This window comes from Bellilinea sp. (assembly GCF_034432615.1).
Classification (GTDB): Bacteria; Chloroflexota; Anaerolineae; order Anaerolineales; family Anaerolineaceae; genus Bellilinea.
This window is the reverse complement of record NZ_DAOUBL010000253.1, coordinates 1-3,184: the sequence shown is the minus strand read 5'-3', so window position 1 is coordinate 3,184 and position 3,184 is coordinate 1. Positions and strand designations below refer to the sequence as shown.

The 3,184-nt window shown below is 61.4% G+C and carries 3 protein-coding genes and 2 pseudogenes; 4 read left to right on the top strand and 1 reads right to left on the bottom strand.

Annotated elements, in window-relative coordinates; translation table 11 throughout:
* The 4 genes and pseudogenes from VAE48_RS11000 to VAE48_RS10985 all read left to right on the top strand — a co-directional run.
* Positions 1-400: pseudogene (locus tag VAE48_RS11000) on the top strand (sugar acetyltransferase); the annotation flags it as partial.
* Between the two features lie 22 nt (positions 401-422).
* The gene (locus tag VAE48_RS10995; protein ID WP_322793375.1) at positions 423-860 is read left to right on the top strand and encodes a polymer-forming cytoskeletal protein; all 438 of its coding nucleotides are present in this window, start codon (positions 423-425) and stop codon (positions 858-860) included.
* 3 nt (positions 861-863) lie between these two features.
* The gene (locus tag VAE48_RS10990) at positions 864-1,613 is read left to right on the top strand and encodes a CPBP family intramembrane glutamic endopeptidase (protein ID WP_322793374.1); all 750 of its coding nucleotides are present in this window, start codon (positions 864-866) and stop codon (positions 1,611-1,613) included.
* Positions 1,614-1,993: 380 nt separating this feature from the next.
* Positions 1,994-3,040, top strand: a complete 1,047-nt coding sequence (locus tag VAE48_RS10985; RefSeq protein ID WP_322793373.1) for a DegT/DnrJ/EryC1/StrS family aminotransferase — start codon at positions 1,994-1,996, stop codon at positions 3,038-3,040.
* On the opposite strand, the pseudogene VAE48_RS17540 reads toward VAE48_RS10985, so the two are convergent.
* Positions 3,039-3,184: pseudogene (locus VAE48_RS17540) on the bottom strand (EAL domain-containing protein); the annotation flags it as partial. The gene VAE48_RS10985 and the pseudogene VAE48_RS17540 sit on opposite strands and share 2 nt — an antisense overlap.

Genomic DNA, 3,184 nt, shown 5'->3' with positions numbered 1-3,184 from the left:
GAAAGTGTTTGAAATTCTGGCTGCCAACAGGTTCAACTGCCCGGCGCTGGTGCATCCCACCGCCTGGGTGGATTCCTCGGCGCGGCTGGAAGGCGGCGTGCAGGTGCTGGCGCAAAGTTACGTTTCTGCCTGCGCGGTCATCGGCTACGGCAGTGTGCTGAACGCCGGAGTGGTCGTTTCACATGACTGCGTTATCGGCAAATGTGTCAACCTTTCGCCGGGCGCGCTGCTGGCCGGCGGCGTGCGGGTGGAGGATTTTGCCCAAATCGGCATGGGCGCAACCATCAACTTAAATCTGACCATTGGGCGCGGCGCGCGGGTCGGCAACGGCGCCACCGTCAAGGCGAATGTACCGCCCGGCACGGTGGTGTATGCCGGCAGCGTTTATCCGCCGCGTTAGAATCAAACGGAGGAGGAAGGCCATGTTTCGCAGAAATCCACCGGCGGGATCAGCGCCGCCACCGCCCACCGAGCGGGTAACTTCGGTGCTGGGGCCGGGCATCAACTGGAAAGGCAGCCTGCACGGCAGCGGCGGCGTGCGCATTGAAGGCACATTTGAAGGGGATATTGCCGTGCGCGGGCTGGTGGTGATTGGCGAAACCGGACGGGTCACCTGCCCGGAACTGCGCGCCAACACCGTCGTAGTCGCCGGGGCAATGCGCGGCAACATCCTTGCCGAAAAACTGGAAATCCGCTCCACCGGCCGGGTGTGGGGCGATGTGACGGTCGTATCTTTCTCCACTGAAGAAGGTGCCTTCCTGCGCGGACAGGTGCGCATGGAAGAACAGGTAGAAATACAGGTTGAATCACCCGAAAGTGAAGAAGATTTTTCCGGGCAAAGCCAGAATGACCAGGAATAACGCATGCCGGTGCTGACCACGGCTCAATGGGTGGGGTTGATCAGTGAAGTGCTGGGGGTCGTAGCAGTCACCATGCTGCTGGGCATCAGTCCGCGGCTGCGCGCCGTACCGCCGCTTCGATTTCAATATCCGCGCCGCGAAGGGCTGGTTGGGCTGGCTTTAAGTGGAGGGATGGTGCTGCTGGCGGTCGTCATGTATGCCCAACCCGCCACGGCTCAGGAAGTCCAGCGGGGTGGTGTGGGCGGTTTGTATCCGGCGCTCCGTCTGGCGGCACTGGCAGCCTTGATCAGCGGGGCGGCGCTGGTTTACCGCCGGCAGCCCCTGCGCAGCGCCGGCTGGGGACGGGCGCTGCTGACTCCCGCGCTGCAAATTGGAATTGCAGTAGGGCTGTTGAGTATTTTCTTGCGCGGCATGCTGATGCGCCTGTTGGGCGGCGTGAGCGCTGAGCAGGCACAGGCCTTGCTGATTTTGCTGGCGATTGCACTGGGGGAAGAAACCCTCTTCCGCGGCTACCTGCAGCCGCGTCTGGCGGGTTGGCTGGGCGGCATTGCCGGCTGGCTGTTGAGCGCCGGGTTGTTTGTACTGGCTCAGGCGCCGCGCGTTTTGTTGCTGCCGGGCGAAAGTCAGTGGACGGGCTGGGGGGTGATTGTGCTGCATAGTCTGGTGGCAGGCTGGATGATGCTGAAGGTGCGCCACGTGGCGGCTCCGGCGCTCTACCGCGCCATTTCCGGCTGGCTGCTCTTTCTGCTTTAAAGGGGCGAGGTTTTACCTCGTTGTGCCGGCTGGTTCATTTCCACCCGCATTTATGTAAAAATAAAGTTATTGTGAGTTCGGGAAAGGTACAAAAAACCCAGCCAACCGCGCAACCCGCCCCCTTCCCCGCAGAGAAACATCGTCGAAATTGATCTCAACGCGGCACAGCGCGGGTCACCATCATCACCCCCCTTCCCCGCAGAGAAACGCGTTCAGCGGACATGGCAGCGTTGTGGGGAAGGGGGGTCTGGGGGGTTAGGGCGAGCGGACAGGTTGTCTAATTTGCATTGGCAGCCTGTGGTTTGACCCTGTGTGACTTTGGTAAAGCCATGTAAGGGTTGGTCTCATTCCTTCCGGCACTTTGCGGTAGAATCGTTGACATGAGCCCATATCCACCTCCTATTGTCCCCATGTCCTCCCCGGATTTGACCGAAGCCGAACGGCAGGCAGTATTAAACGTGCTGAACACCCCCCACCTGAGCATGGGCGGGCAAATTGAAGCCTTCGAGCAGACCTTCCGCAACTTCACCGGTTGGCGGCATGCCATTGGCGTTAATTCCGGCACGGCCGGGCTGCACCTGTGCGTGCGGGCCGCGGATATTCAGCCCGGCGATTGGGTGATCACCAGCCCGTTTTCGTTTGTCGCCTCGGCAAACGCCCTGCTGTTTGAAAATGCCGTACCGGTCTTTGTGGATGTTGAAGAACGCAGCGGCAATATCCACCCGGCACTGGTTGCCGAAGCAGCCCGTGATTTAATGCAGGGCGGCAAAGCCGCTCAGCGCTGGCTGCCGCGCCGCGGCGTCAACACCCACCCCAGCGGCCGGTTGAAAGCCATTCTGGCAGTTGATGTATTCGGCCAGCCGGCCGACTATGACCGTCTGCGGGCCACCGCTGATCAGTACGGCCTGCGCCTGATTGAAGATTCCTGTGAAGCGCTGGGCGCCGAGTACAAAGGCCGCAAAGCCGGCACGCTGGGTGACTACGGCGTGTTTGCTTTCTACCCGAACAAACAAATCACCACCGGTGAAGGCGGCATGATCGTCACCGATGACGAAACCGCCGGGCAGTACATGCGCGCTTTGCGCAATCAGGGGCGCGCCCCGGGCGATACCTGGCTGCAGCACACCTACCTTGGCTACAACTACCGGCTGGACGAGATGAGCGCGGCACTGGGCACCACTCAGATGAACCGGCTGGAAGAACTGCTCCAAAAGCGCGAACGGGTAGCAGAATGGTACCGCCAGCGGCTGATAGGCATTGCCGGAGTCGAGCCGCCCGCTCTGGAGGAGTACACCACCCGCCCCTCGTGGTTCGTTTACGTCGTCCGTTTGGAGCGCGGGATCGACCGCGCGGCTGTGGCACACCGCCTCGGCGAGCGGGGTATCCCGGTTCGCCCGTACTTCCTGCCCATTCATTTGCAGCCATGAGCTCGAAGATGAGCAGCGTTGGATCGAAGCCCACTTTCTCGGCGGCAGCAAGGGTGAGGCAGATGCAGCTTGCCGGTTCATAGACCGCGTTGGGTAGAAAGTTGATCGAAAGCCGGGCTGTAAGTCCCAGGCGCTTCGCCGTTG